The organism is Serratia sp. TSO36, assembly GCF_057808395.1.
Window position 1 is genome coordinate 250,951 of sequence record NZ_JBJZOU010000002.1, and the last position, 12,896, is coordinate 263,846.

The window sequence follows — 12,896 nt, forward strand, 5'->3', positions numbered from 1 at the left end:
ACGATGGCAGGATTAAAACTACAGGCGGTCACCAAGTCTTACGACGGTAAAACGCCGGTGATCAAACAGATCGACCTCGATGTGGCGGACGGCGAATTCATCGTGATGGTCGGCCCGTCCGGCTGCGGCAAATCCACGCTGCTGCGGATGGTGGCCGGGCTGGAACGCACCACCAGCGGCGATATCTATATCGATACCCGGCGCGTGACCGATCTGGAGCCCAAGGATCGCGGCATCGCGATGGTGTTCCAGAACTACGCGCTCTATCCGCACATGAGCGTGTACGACAACATGGCCTACGGCCTCAAGATCCGCGGTTTCGGCAAGGATCATATCCGCCAGCGGGTGGAGGAGGCGGCGCGCATCCTGGAGCTGGAGCCGCTGCTCAAACGCAAACCGCGCGAGCTTTCCGGCGGCCAGCGCCAGCGCGTGGCGATGGGGCGCGCCATCGTGCGCGAACCGGCGGTATTCCTGTTCGATGAGCCGCTGTCCAACCTGGACGCCAAGCTGCGGGTGCAGATGCGCCTGGAGTTGCAACAGCTGCACCGCCGTCTGAAAACCACCAGCCTGTACGTGACGCACGATCAGGTGGAGGCGATGACGCTGGCGCAGCGGGTCATCGTAATGAACAAGGGCGTGGCGGAGCAGATCGGCACCCCGAGCGAGGTGTATCAGCGGCCGGCTTCGCTGTTCGTCGCCGGCTTTATCGGATCGCCGGCGATGAACCTGCTGCCCGGCATCCTCAGCGCCGACGGCGGCCAGCTGCTGCTGGCGGACGGCATGGCGCTGCCGTTGCCGGCGGCCAAACCGCAGTGGGCGGGGCGGCAGTTGACGTTGGGCATTCGGCCGGAGCATATTCAACTGGTGGCGCAAGGCCAGGGCGTGCCGCTGCAGCTGCAGACGCTGGAACTGCTGGGGGCCGACAATCTGGCGCACGGCCAGTGGGGCGGCCACGGGGTGATCGCGCGGCTGTCGCACGAAACCTTGCCGGCGGCGGGCAGTACGCTATATTTGCAGCTGCCTGCTCAGGCGCTGCACTTCTTTGACACCGACAGCGGATTACGGATGGATTGATGACTAGACCCTGGCCTTACCCTCATATCGTCGCCCACCGCGGCGGCGGTTCTCTGGCGCCGGAAAACACCCTGGCGGCGATCGACGTCGGCTCGCGCCACGGCCACAAGATGATCGAGTTCGATGCCAAGCTGGCGCAGGACGGGCAAATTTTCCTGCTGCACGACGACACGCTGGATCGCACCAGCAACGGTTGGGGCGTGGCGGGCGAGCTGCCGTGGGACAAACTGGTGCAGCTGGACGCCGGCAACTGGTACAGCTCGGCCTTCAAGGGCGAGCGGCTGCCGCTGCTGTCGGAGGTGGCGGAACGCTGCCAGGAACACGGCCTGATGGCCAATATCGAGATCAAGCCGACCACCGGCAGCGACGATGAAACCGGCCGGGTGGTGGCGCTGGCGGCGCGGCTGCTGTGGCAAGGGCAGACCGATCCGCTGCTTTCCTCCTTCTCGGTAGAAGCGCTGGCGGCGGCGCAGCGCACCGTGCCGGATTTGCCGCGCGGCCTGCTGCTGGAGGACTGGGACGACAACTGGCGCGAGCTGACCGAACGCCTGGATTGCGTCTCGCTGCATATCGATCACAAAGCGCTGACCGCCGAGCGGGTAAAAGCGTTGAAAGACGCCGGGCTGCGCATTCTGGTGTATACCGTCAACCAGCCGGATCGCGCGCGCCTGCTGCTCGACTGGGGCGTTGACTGCATTTGCACCGACCGGATAGATTTAATCGGCCCGGATTTTTAATCCGGCGCCGATGAATCCCGCGACGACAAGCCTTGCCGCCGCACCACCGGAAGGAATGCGATGCCTGGCTTTAGGATGTCACTGTGGCACCAGATCGTGCTGTCTTTACCGCTGTTTGTGCTGATCGCGTTGGGTTATGGGCTGATTCGCTGGGGGAAATGGCCTGCCGGCATCACCGATGGCCTGACGCGCTTCGTGTTTTCCCTCGCCTTGCCCGCCATGCTGTTTCGCATGATGTGCGACTTCTCGCAGCGCCCGGCGGTCGACGCCCGGCTGCTGATCGCGTTTTTCGGCAGTTGCCTGATCGTGTTCGTGCTCGGCCGCCTCGTCGCCCGGCATCTCTTCCGGCTGGATGGCGTCGCCGGATCGGTGTTTGCGCTGGGCGGCATTTTCTCCAATAACGTGATGCTCGGCTTGCCGATCGCCGGCGTGATGCTGGGGGAGGCGGCGATCCCGTCGGTGGCGCTGGTGCTGGTGTTCAACGGCCTGATCCTGTGGACGCTGGTGACGGTGTCGATCGAATGGGCGCGCAACGGCTCGCCGACGCTGAGCGGTTTCGTTAAAACCGCGCGCAGCGTGCTGACCAATCCGCTGATCGTCGGCATTCTGTCCGGCACCCTGTTCAGCCTGATCGGCCTGCCGCTGCCGGCCTTCGTCGATCGGCCGATCAGCATGCTCGGCCAGGTGGCGGCGCCGCTGTCGCTGGTGGTGCTCGGCATGGGGCTGGCGGAGTACCGCATCGGCGAAGGCTGGCGGCTGAGCAGCGCCATCTGCGTGCTGAAACTGCTGGTGCAGCCATTAGTGATTTGGCTGCTGGCCTGGATGATGGATCTGCCGCCGATGGAAACCCGCGTTGTGGTGCTGCTGGGCTCGATGGCGGTGGGGGTGAACGTCTACCTGATGTCGCGCCAGTTCAATACGCTCACCGGCCCGGCCGCCACCAGCCTGGTGATGTCCACCGTGCTGGCGGCGATCACTACGCCGCTGATCCTCACCGTTATGGGCGTGCGGGCGTAGCCGGCATCGGCGCCTGCGGCACCGCCGGCGCGGTGCGATTGAACGGATCGCGCGGCTGGTTGCCGTTGGGCAGCAGCTGCCCGCCGTTCGGCGTGGTTTGCAACAGCTGCTGCCGTTGATTGTCGAACTGCCGTTGCTGCTGCAGGCGGCGTTGATCCATCTGCCGATTGTTCAACAGGCGCTGTTGCTGAGCCTGTTGGCTGTTTTGGTTGAGCAACTGCTGCTGTGAGCGCAGGTCGGTTACGCCGTTGGCCGCCGCAGCCAGGCCGGGCAGCCACAGCAGAACAAACAGGATGTGAGAAGTTTTCATGATGGTTACCTCGCCTTTTTATTAAGCCTAACCCAACGGTGAAATTTTGCCGGTAGTTTGTCTTTTGTTCAGATGTAAACCGCCTTTTCGCCAACGCGGCGCGCATCTTCCGTTACAATCGCCCTTTCGGTCTTTTTAGGGTGAACCCATCGTGCTGCTTTTGGTTATAACCACCATCCTGTGGGCGTTTTCTTTCAGCCTGATTGGCGAGTACCTGGCGGGCCAGGTCGACAGCGGGTTCTCGGCGCTGGTGCGCATCGGGCTGGCGGCGTTGGTGTTCCTGCCGTTTCTGCGCTGGCGCAATATCAAGCCCAGGGTGATCCTGCTGTATATGCTTGTGGGCGCTTTCCAACTGGGCATCATGTACCTGTTCAGCTTCCGCGCCTATCTCTACCTGACGGTGCCCGAATTCCTGCTGTTCACCGTGCTGACGCCGCTGTACATCACCTTGATCTACGATTTGCTGAGCGGCCGACGCCTGCGTTGGGGCTACGTATTCAGCGCGCTGCTGGCGGTGCTGGGCGCGGCGATCATCCGCTATCACCAGCTGAGCGAACACTTTTGGTGGGGGCTGCTGTTGGTGCAGGCGGCGAATATCAGCTTCGCCATCGGCATGGTCGGCTATAAGCGCCTGATGGAGGTGCACCCCTTGCCGCAGCACACCGCATTTTCCTGGTTCTACCTGGGGGCGGCGGTGGTGGCGGTGGTGGCCTGGTTCCTGTGGGGCAATCCGCAGCAGCTGCCGACCACCAATCTGCAGTGGGGCGTGTTGATCTGGCTGGGCGTGGTGGCATCGGGGCTGGGCTACTTTATGTGGAACTATGGTGCGACGCAGGTGGATGCCGGCACGCTCGGCATCATGAACAACATGCATGTGCCGGCCGGTTTGTTGGTCAACCTGGCCATCTGGCAACAGCAGCCGCATTGGCCGAGCTTTATCATTGGCGGGGCGGTGATCGTCGCTTCGCTGTGGGTGCACCGGCGCTGGGTGGCGCCGAAACGGCTCGGCTAAGCGGGCGGGCCACCCGGCACGTTTATACGTCGGCCGTCAACGCTTTGGCGCCGGCGGCGCCAGGGCGTGCCGCGTCGCGCACAAACGGCAGATGATCGCAGGCGTGCTGGCGGGCCGAGCGGATAAAGGCTTCGGTCACCGCCTGGCGCTGTTCGCCGTCGCGCACGGCGGCATACAGGCGGCTCCACAGGCCGTCACCCAGGGTTTTGGTCACTATCAGCCCCTGTTGTTCGAAACTTTCCACCACCCAGTGCGGCAGCGCCGCAATCCCCATCCGCGCCGATACCATCTGGATCAGCAGCAGCGTGTTATCGACGTTCTTCAACGCCGGGCTAACGCCCGCCGGCTGCAGAAAATGCCGCCAGATATCCAGCCGCTGGCGCTGCACCGGGTAAATCAACAGCGTTTCGTCACTCAAGTCTTCCGGCTCGATGTGCGGCTTGCCGGCCAGCGGATGATCCGGCGCCAGCACCAGGCGTACCTCGAAATCGAACATCGGTGAATAGTGCAGGCCGCTGCGCGGCAGAATATCCGACGTCATGACCAGATCCAGCTCGCCCTGTTGCAAGGCCGGCTGCGGATCGAAAGTCACGCCGGAAGTAAAGTCCATCACCACCTGCGGGAAACGCCGGCGGAAGTTGTCCAGCGCCGGCGTCAGCCACTGAATGCAGCTGTGGCATTCGATGGCGATGCGCAGCGTGGTCTGGTGCGGTTCGTGGCAGGCCTGCAGCGCCTGTTGGATCTGCGGCAGCACCTGTTCTGCCAGCTGCAGCAGGATCTCGCCCTGGGCGGTGAAGCGCAGCGGCTGGCTCTTGCGCACGAACAGCTTGAAGCCCAGACGTTGCTCAAGATCGCTGAACTGGTGCGACAGGGCAGACTGCGTCTGATGAAGTTGGGCCGCCGCCCCCGCCAACGAACCGCTGTTGCGCAGGGCCTGCAGCGTCCGTAAATGTTTCAGTTCGATCATGAGAGTCCTTCACATTGACAGTGAATAAATTGCGCTTGTGGTTAATACAGTACCTGCTGATTATGGATGTGTAAACATCTGGACGGCTAAATGGGGAATATGACGATGGCAATTTTGAATCACACACTGGGTTTTCCTCGCGTTGGGCTACGACGTGAGCTGAAAAAAGCTCAGGAAAGCTACTGGGCCGGCAACTCAACGCAGGAAGAGCTGTTGGCGGTTGGCCGCGAGCTGCGCGCTCGTCATTGGCAACAGCAACAGCAGGCCGGGGTGGATTTGGTGCCGGTCGGCGATTTCGCCTGGTACGATCATGTGTTGACCACCAGCCTGCTGCTGGGCAACGTGCCGGCGCGCCATCAGAATGCGGATGGCACGATCGATCTGGACACGCTGTTTCGCATCGGCCGTGGCCGCGCACCGACCGGCGAGCCGGCGGCCGCGGCGGAAATGACCAAATGGTTCAACACCAACTATCACTACATGGTGCCCGAATTCCAGCAAGGCCAGCAGTTCAAGCTGGGCTGGACTCAGTTGCTGGACGAAGTGGACGAAGCGCTGGCGCTCGGCCATCGCATCAAGCCGGTGCTGCTGGGCCCGGTGACCTATCTGTGGCTGGGTAAGGTGAAGGGCGAGCCGTTCGACCGCCTGTCGCTGCTGAAAGACATCCTGCCGGTTTACCAACAGGTGCTGGCCGAGCTGGCGAAACGCGGCGTCGAGTGGGTGCAAATTGATGAGCCTGCGCTGGTGCTGGAACTGCCGCAAGCCTGGCTGGATGCGTTCAAACCGGCTTACGACGCGCTGCAGGGGCAGGTGAAGCTGCTGCTGACCACGTATTTCGACAGCGTCGGCCACAACCTCGATACCGTCCGCACGCTGCCGGTGCAGGGGCTGCATGTCGATCTGGTCGCCGGCCATGACGATATCGCCGCGCTGAGCGCCGCATTGCCGCAAGACTGGCTGCTGTCGCTGGGGGTAATCAACGGCCGCAACGTCTGGCGCGCCGATCTGAGCCGCTGGTTCGAACGTCTGCAGCCGCTGGTGGGCAGCCGTCCGCTGTGGATCGGCAGCTCCTGTTCACTGCTGCACAGCCCGATCGATCTGAGCGTGGAAAGCCGTCTGGACGAAGAAGTGAAAAGCTGGTTCGCCTTCGCCCTGCAAAAATGCGCCGAGCTGGCGCTGTTGAGCTCGGCGCTGAACGCGCCTGACGCGACGAAACGGGCCGAACTGGACGCCTACAGCGCGCCGATCCGCGCCCGCCGTCAGTCGAGCCGCGTGCACAACCCACAGGTTGAGCGCCGCCTGGCGGCGATCACCGCGCAGGACAGCGAACGCCACAGCGCTTACGCCGAACGCGCCAGGGCGCAGCGCGAACGTTTCAACCTGCCGGCCTGGCCGACCACCACCATCGGTTCGTTCCCGCAGACCACCGAGATCCGCGGCCTGCGTCTGGACTTCAAACAGGGCCGTTTGGACGGCAACAACTACCGCACCAGCATCGGTGAGCACATCAAACAGGCGATCGTCGAGCAGGAGCGCCTTGGGCTGGACGTGCTGGTGCACGGTGAAGCCGAGCGCAACGACATGGTGGAGTATTTCGGTGAGAACCTGGACGGCTTCGTGTTTACCCAGAATGGCTGGGTGCAGAGCTACGGCTCCCGCTGCGTGAAGCCGCCGGTGATCATCGGTGACGTCAGCCGCCCGGAAGCCATCACCGTCGAATGGGCCAAATTCGCCCAGTCGCTGACCGACAAGCCGGTGAAAGGCATGTTGACCGGGCCGGTGACCATCCTGTGCTGGTCGTTCCCGCGTGAAGACGTGACCCGCGAAGTGATTGCCAAGCAGATTGCGCTGGCGCTGCGCGATGAGGTGGAAGATCTGGAAAAAGCCGGTATCGGCATCATCCAGATCGACGAACCCGCGCTGCGCGAAGGGCTGCCGCTGCGCCAATCCGACTGGGCGGCGTATCTGAACTGGGCGGTGGACGCCTTCAAGCTGAACGCCGCCGTGGCGCGGGACGACACCCAGATCCACACCCACATGTGTTACTGCGAGTTCAACGACATCATGGACTCCATCGCCGCGCTGGACGCCGACGTGATCACCATCGAGACCTCGCGTTCCGATATGGATCTGCTGGAAGCCTTCAAAGAGTTCGAATACCCGAACGAAATCGGGCCGGGCGTCTACGATATCCACTCGCCGAACGTGCCGAGCGTGGAATGGATTGAAGCGCTGCTGCGTAAAGCGGCGCAGAACATCCCGGCGGAACGCCTGTGGGTTAACCCGGATTGCGGCCTGAAAACCCGCGGCTGGCCGGAAACCCGGCAGTCGCTGGCCAACATGGTCTTGGCGGCACAGCGCCTGCGCGAGCAAGCGTGATGTCGTGCGGCGGATAAGCCGCCGCTTATAGATTTACTGGTGTGATGATTGGGCGCTTCGGCGCCCTTTTTTATGCGGGGGAAATTATTTGACGCCGTGCTGGGCAAACCACGCCAGCATGCGCTGCCAGCCGTCCTCCGCCGCTTCGGCGTTGTAGCTGGAACGATAATCGGCGTTGAATGCATGCCCGACCTCGGGATACACCACGATTTCGGCCTCGGCGTTGGCGGCGCGGATCGCCTGACGCATGGTTTCAACCGTCTCCAGCGGGATACCGCTGTCCTGCCCGCCATACAGCCCCAGCACCGGGGCCGACAGGTGGGTGGCGACATCGACCGGATGCTTCGGCGAGTTCAGCGTTTTCTCGCCGACCAGTTTGCCGTACCAGGCGACCGCCGCCTTCAACTGCGGGTTATGCGCCGCGTACAGCCAGGTGATGCGGCCGCCCCAGCAAAAACCGGTGATCGCCAGCTTGCCGGCGTCGCCGCCGTGGCGAATAGCCCAGTGCGCGGCGTGATCCAGATCCGACAGCACCTGACGATCCGGCACCTTGGTGACCAACTGCTGGAACAGCTCGCCGATATCGGCGTAGTCGTTGGCGTCGCCCTGGCGGAAATAGAGCTCGGGCGCGATCGCCAGATAGCCCTGCTTGGCCAGGCGGCGGCACAGATCCTGAATATGTTCATGGACGCCGAAGATTTCTTGCACCACCAGCACGATGGGGAAAGGGCCGCTCTGGTCGGCGGGTTTGGCGACGTAGGCCGGCAGCGCATCGCCTTGGGAAGGGATGGTCGTTTGCCCGGCGTGAATGCCCTGTTCGTCGGTGATAATCGCGGAGGCGGCCAATGGCGCGGCGGCCGGGGCGAATCCCCCCTGAGCCTGTTCTAATGTCATCACATGTTCGGTTTTCATTGCGGTCTCCGTGCAATAGAAAAAAGCGCTGAGATTAACTATAGGAAAGATTACCCATTATTGGCGCTGCGTGGCGCACTTTCGGACAAGTCGATAAAAAACGGCTAATTATCTGGCTTTGCGGCATTTTTAAGCGCTTTTTATCATGTTATTACGCGTTTTGCCCCGCGTAAGTGCCATAAGGTGCGTTAGAGGGCTTTTTTGTCCCTAAGCAACCGATAAGTTGGGGTTATTTCGGATTGATGAGCTAAATAGTTTCAGCCGGCAACCAACGGGCGAGGAGCAGCCGAGTTTGTCGGCTAGACTGAGGTTTAGCGGCGCGTTCCGGATGCGTCATAGTTCTTTTTTTGTGATAAAAATCACAAAAAATATGTAGCATGTAATTTGTTTCTCTTTTCATAGTGATTTTCGTCACGTAATTAAGCGGCGATTTTCAGTAGAGTGCTTTTTTGTTCCTCCCAATAAACATGATCCATGAGGAGTCTCGTATGTCTCAGTCTGACGTTTTTCATCTCGGCCTCACCAAGAACGATTTACAAGGGGCCCAGCTTGCCATCGTGCCGGGCGATCCGCAGCGCGTAGAGAAGATTGCCAAGCTGATGGAAAATCCGGTGCATCTGGCCTCCCATCGTGAATTCACTACCTGGCGCGCGGAGCTGGACGGCAAGGCGGTGATCGTCTGCTCTACCGGTATCGGCGGCCCGTCTACCTCTATCGCGGTGGAAGAGCTGGCGCAGCTGGGCATTCGCACCTTCCTGCGCATCGGCACCACCGGCGCCATTCAGGCAAACATCAACGTCGGTGACGTACTGGTCACCACGGCGGCGGTACGCCTCGACGGCGCCAGCCTGCACTTCGCGCCGATGGAGTTCCCGGCGGTCGCGGACTTCGCCTGCACCACCGCGCTGGTGGAAGCGGCCAAGGCCAGCGGCGCCACCACGCACATCGGCGTGACCGCCTCCTCCGATACCTTCTATCCGGGCCAGGAGCGTTACGACACTTACTCCGGCCGCGTGGTCAGCCGCTTCAAAGGCTCGATGGAAGAGTGGCAGGCGATGGGCGTGATGAACTATGAAATGGAATCCGCCACGCTGCTGACCATGTGCGCCAGCCAGGGCCTGCGTGCCGGCATGGTGGCCGGGGTGATCGTCAACCGCACCCAGCAAGAGATCCCGAACGCCGAGACCATGAAAAACACCGAAAGCAAAGCGGTGCAGATCGTGGTGGACGCCGCCCGCCGCCTGCTGTAATCGCCTTTCCCCCAACGGGCCGCCGACGCGGCCCGTTTTTCCATTCGCGGCGAATCTGTTACGGTGATACTCCTCAGCGCTGCGCCGATGGCCGCCGCGCGTTGTCATAACAAAAACAACGAGGACGTTTATGACCGCCCAGATCCTGCTTCATCCTTCGCTCGCGCCGCTCGACGGCGGCATCAATTTCCGCGACTTCGGCGGCAACGGTGTGGCCGACGGGCGCCGCATCAAGCGCGGCCTGCTGTTCCGCTCCGGTTCCCTCGAGCGGCTGACGGAAAACGACTGCGCCTTTCTCGCCGGCGTGCCGGTGCGCTCGGTGCTGGACTACCGTGATGCCGACGAGGTGCAGGCCAAGCCGGATATTCTGTGGAGTGGCGCCGACTATCACCACGTGCCGGCCAACCCGCTGAGCAGCGAAGTCAACGCCAACCTGGAGAAGCTCACCAACGAGACGCTGGCCGCCTTCGACGCCCGCGCGTTCATGCTGGAGCTGTATCGCCGCCTGCCGTTCGGCAATGCGGCCTATCAGCGGCTGGCGCAGCTGTTGAGCAATCCTGGCGGCGGCGCCATCGTGCAGCACTGCGCGGTCGGCAAGGATCGCACCGGGGTCGGTTCGGCACTGGTGCTGTTCGCGCTGGGGGCCGACGAAGCGACGGTGCTGGAAGACTATCTGCTGACCGAAACCACGCTGGCCACTTTCCGCGAGCAGATGCTGGATCAGCTGTCTATCAAGCTGAATGCAGCGGCGCTGGAGCAATTCGCCTACGTGCTCAGCGCGCGCGAGGAGTTCCTGATGACGGCGCTGGGCTGCATCCGTCAGCAATACGGTTCCACCGATCGCTGGCTGGAAGCGGAATACGGCCTGGGCGCAGCCCAGCGCGAAGCGCTGCAGGCGTTCTACCTCGAGTAAATCGCCGCGCGTTTAGCCGGGGTTTAACTCGCCCCGGCCTATCCTAGGCGGCGAATTATCGCGTATCAGGAGCCCCGCATTGAGCCTCAATGACGTTATCAACTGGGTCAGCGACGTCGTGCGTCAGCACGAAGGCTGGGCCATTCCCATCATCTTCTTCCTGGCGTTCGGCGAGTCGCTGGCGTTTTTGTCGCTGCTGCTGCCGGCCACGGTGATCCTGCTGGCGCTGGGCGCGCTGATCGGCGAAAGCGGCATCGCCTTTTGGCCGATTTGGGCCGCCGCCGCCGTCGGGGCGTTTTTCGGCGACTGGCTCTCTTACTGGATCGGCTATCACTATCAGGATCGCGTGGCGCATATGTGGCCGCTGTCGCGCAATCCGCAGCTGCTGGCGCGCGGCCACGCGTTCTTTGAACGCTGGGGCGTGCTGGGCATCTTCATCGGCCGCTTCTTCGGCCCGCTGCGCGCCGTGGTGCCGCTGGTGGGCGGCATTTGCGGCATGCCGCAGCGTTATTTCCAACTGGCCAACGTCACGTCGGCGATGATCTGGGCGTTCGGCATTCTGGCGCCAGGGGCATTCGGCATCAAGTGGCTCAGCCAGTGGCTTGGCTGATTTCTCGCTAAATTGCGCAGCGCCGCGCAATATTGTGCTCGGCGGGCAAAATCAGGCTGGACATCCATACAGCCTCCCCTTAACGTGACGGGCAATGGGCGTGTGAAACGCCGGAACGGCAAGGTGCAACAGGAGGCAGGGTGGATACCAGTCTGATTTATGGGATTGGCGGCGTAGCGATCGGCATGCTGTTGGGGTGGCTGATCGCCAGTCTGCGGGTGCAGCAGACGAATGCGCAACATGAAACCGAACTGCGGTTGCTGGAGCAAGCGTTGCAGCAGGCGCAGCAGGAAACGGCGGCGCGGCAGGATGCTCTGCAGCGCCACGAGCAACAGCTGCGGCAGAGCGAGCTGGAGCTACGCAACCTGCACAGCCAGTTGGCGGCCGGGCATGAAAAGCTGCAACAGCTCAACCATTGGCGCAACGAATGTGAACTGCTTAATCAGGAGCTGCGCGCCCAGCGTGAGGTCAACAGCGCGCAGGAGGCCGAGCTGCGCGAAGTCACCATCCGTCTGGAAGAGACGCGCATGGCGGCGGAAGAGAAGCAGCGCCTGCTTATCAACAGCGAACAGCGCCTCACCACCCAGTTTGAAAACCTCGCCAACCGCATTTTTGAACACAGCGGCCGCAAGGTGGACGAGCAAAATAAGCAAAGCTTGGATCGGTTGCTGCTGCCGCTGCGTGAACAGCTGGACGGGTTCCGCCGTCAGGTGCAGGACAGTTTTGGTCAGGAAGCGCGGGAGCGCCACACGCTGACGCACGAGATACGCAATCTGCAGCAGTTGAACGCGCAGATGGCGCGCGAAGCCATCAACCTCACCAAGGCGCTCAAAGGCGACAACAAGACGCAGGGCAACTGGGGCGAGGTGGTGCTGAGCCGGGTGCTGGAGGCTTCCGGCCTGCGCGAAGGGCACGAGTATGAAACGCAGGTCAACGTGCGGGTGGATCACCAGAGCCGCATGCAGCCCGATGTGATCGTGCGCCTGCCGCAGGGCAAGGACGTGGTGATCGACGCCAAGATGTCGCTGATCGCCTACGAGCGCTATTTCAACGGTGAAGACGAGGTGGAGCGCGAAGCGGCGCTGAGCGAACATATCGCCTCGCTGCGCGGCCACATTCGCATGCTGGGCCGCAAGGACTATCAGCAGCTGCCGGGGCTGCGCTCGTTGGACTATGTGCTGATGTTCATTCCGGTCGAGCCCGCCTTCCTGCTGGCTATCGATCGCGAACCGGAGCTGATCAGCGAAGCGCTCAAGCACAACATCATGCTGGTCAGCCCGACCACGTTGCTGGTGGCGCTGCGCACCATCACCAACCTGTGGCGCTATGAGCATCAAAGCCAGAACGCGCAGCGCATCGCCGATCGCGCGGCGAAACTGTATGACAAGATGCGGCTGTTCGTGGACGATATGTCCGCGCTGGGGCAGAGCCTGGACAAGGCGCAGGGCAGTTATCGTCAGGCGATGAACAAACTGAGCGAAGGCCGTGGTAATCTTATCGGCCAAATTGAAGGTTTCCGCGCGCTGGGGGTTGAGGTCAAACGGCCGATAAACCCGCTGCTGGCGCAGCAAGCCGGCGCGCAACACGATGAAGCGGAAGAGGCGAACGACGACGATGTCGCCGCGCTGCCGCAGACGAAAGACGATGACGATACCGCCGGGGAACCGGGCTTCGTTTCGCACGGCTGAGGCCGTGGCGAGGTGGGGTATTCTCCG

The 12,896-nt window shown here is 62.3% G+C and carries 12 protein-coding genes; 9 read left to right on the forward strand and 3 right to left on the reverse strand.

Features of this window, described 5'->3' with window-relative positions; translation table 11 throughout:
* The first annotated feature begins 3 nt into the window (after window positions 1-3).
* Genes ACK3CV_RS01475 through ACK3CV_RS01485 form a run of 3 tightly spaced genes read left to right on the forward strand, consistent with a single transcriptional unit; the run spans window position 4 to window position 2,828 of the window.
* The gene (locus ACK3CV_RS01475) at window positions 4-1,074 is read left to right on the forward strand and encodes a sn-glycerol-3-phosphate import ATP-binding protein UgpC (protein WP_164142014.1); all 1,071 of its coding nucleotides are present in this window, start codon (window positions 4-6) and stop codon (window positions 1,072-1,074) included.
* Window positions 1,074-1,811 carry a glycerophosphodiester phosphodiesterase gene (gene ugpQ, locus ACK3CV_RS01480; RefSeq protein WP_164142012.1) on the forward strand — a complete coding sequence of 246 codons (738 nt, stop codon included), beginning with the start codon at window positions 1,074-1,076 and terminating at the stop codon, window positions 1,809-1,811. Before ACK3CV_RS01475 ends, ugpQ begins: the two co-directional genes overlap by 1 nt.
* 60 nt (window positions 1,812-1,871) lie before the next feature.
* Complete coding sequence (locus ACK3CV_RS01485) at window positions 1,872-2,828, forward strand: AEC family transporter (protein ID WP_164142011.1); 957 nt, start codon at window positions 1,872-1,874, stop codon at window positions 2,826-2,828.
* On the opposite strand, the gene ACK3CV_RS01490 is transcribed toward ACK3CV_RS01485, so the two are convergent.
* Window positions 2,809-3,138, reverse strand: a complete 330-nt coding sequence (locus ACK3CV_RS01490) for a hypothetical protein (protein WP_033649665.1) — start codon at window positions 3,136-3,138, stop codon at window positions 2,809-2,811. The genes ACK3CV_RS01485 and ACK3CV_RS01490 overlap by 20 nt on opposite strands.
* A 151-nt stretch (window positions 3,139-3,289) precedes the next feature.
* Between ACK3CV_RS01490 and ACK3CV_RS01495 the strand changes: the two genes are divergently transcribed.
* The gene (locus tag ACK3CV_RS01495) at window positions 3,290-4,150 is read left to right on the forward strand and encodes a carboxylate/amino acid/amine transporter (protein WP_033649666.1); all 861 of its coding nucleotides are present in this window, start codon (window positions 3,290-3,292) and stop codon (window positions 4,148-4,150) included.
* Window positions 4,151-4,172: 22 nt separating this feature from the next.
* Here ACK3CV_RS01495 and metR read toward each other — a convergent pair whose 3' ends face one another.
* Window positions 4,173-5,117, reverse strand: coding sequence for an HTH-type transcriptional regulator MetR (gene metR / locus ACK3CV_RS01500; protein WP_033649667.1), 945 nt, complete (start codon window positions 5,115-5,117; stop codon window positions 4,173-4,175).
* Between the two features lie 90 nt (window positions 5,118-5,207).
* Here metR and metE point away from each other — a divergent pair, with 90 nt between their 5' ends.
* On the forward strand, window positions 5,208-7,496 hold the full coding sequence (gene metE / locus ACK3CV_RS01505; protein ID WP_080353490.1) for a 5-methyltetrahydropteroyltriglutamate--homocysteine S-methyltransferase: 2,289 nt from the start codon (window positions 5,208-5,210) through the stop codon (window positions 7,494-7,496).
* 84 nt (window positions 7,497-7,580) lie between these two features.
* On the opposite strand, the gene ACK3CV_RS01510 is transcribed toward metE, so the two are convergent.
* Window positions 7,581-8,408: a dienelactone hydrolase family protein gene (locus tag ACK3CV_RS01510; RefSeq protein WP_060452000.1), complete on the reverse strand. Its 828-nt coding sequence runs from the start codon at window positions 8,406-8,408 to the stop codon at window positions 7,581-7,583.
* 488 nt (window positions 8,409-8,896) lie between these two features.
* Here ACK3CV_RS01510 and udp point away from each other — a divergent pair, with 488 nt between their 5' ends.
* The 4 genes from udp to rmuC all read left to right on the forward strand — a co-directional run bounded on the left by udp (window position 8,897) and on the right by rmuC (window position 12,869).
* Window positions 8,897-9,658 (forward strand): uridine phosphorylase, encoded by a 762-nt coding sequence (udp, locus tag ACK3CV_RS01515; RefSeq protein ID WP_004934432.1) that lies wholly within the window; start codon window positions 8,897-8,899, stop codon window positions 9,656-9,658.
* 130 nt (window positions 9,659-9,788) lie between these two features.
* Window positions 9,789-10,571: a tyrosine-protein phosphatase gene (locus ACK3CV_RS01520; protein WP_033636699.1), complete on the forward strand. Its 783-nt coding sequence runs from the start codon at window positions 9,789-9,791 to the stop codon at window positions 10,569-10,571.
* 79 nt (window positions 10,572-10,650) lie between these two features.
* On the forward strand, window positions 10,651-11,181 hold the full coding sequence (locus tag ACK3CV_RS01525; protein ID WP_019455291.1) for a DedA family protein: 531 nt from the start codon (window positions 10,651-10,653) through the stop codon (window positions 11,179-11,181).
* 140 nt (window positions 11,182-11,321) lie between these two features.
* A complete protein-coding gene (rmuC, locus tag ACK3CV_RS01530; RefSeq protein ID WP_164040171.1) occupies window positions 11,322-12,869 on the forward strand; it encodes a DNA recombination protein RmuC in 1,548 nt (515 codons plus the stop codon).
* Window positions 12,870-12,896 lie beyond the last annotated feature (27 nt).